This window comes from Shigella sp. FC1661, from assembly GCF_001712525.1.
Lineage (GTDB): Bacteria > Pseudomonadota > Gammaproteobacteria > Enterobacterales > Enterobacteriaceae > Escherichia > Escherichia coli.
This window is the reverse complement of the sequence record NZ_MDGW01000550.1, coordinates 1-220: the sequence shown is the minus strand read 5'-3', so window position 1 is coordinate 220 and position 220 is coordinate 1. Positions and strand designations below refer to the sequence as shown.

Sequence of the window (220 nt, the reverse complement as noted above, 5' to 3'; positions counted from 1 at the left end):
CGAGGTTACCGACTGCGGCCTGAGTTTTTTAAGTGACGTAAAACCGTGTTGAGGCCAACGCCCATAATGCGTGCACTGGCGCGACATCCGACGCCATTCATGGCCATATCAATGATTTCTGGTGCTGTACCGGGCTGAGAGGCGGTGTAAGTGAACTGTAGTTGCCATGTTTTACGGCAATGAGAGCAGAGATAGCGCTGATGTCCGGCAGTGCTTTTGC

At 52.7% G+C, this 220-nt stretch carries 1 pseudogene; it reads right to left on the bottom strand.

Features of this window, described 5'->3' with window-relative positions:
* Nucleotides 1-220: pseudogene (locus BFF42_RS21895) on the bottom strand (IS1-like element transposase); the annotation flags it as partial.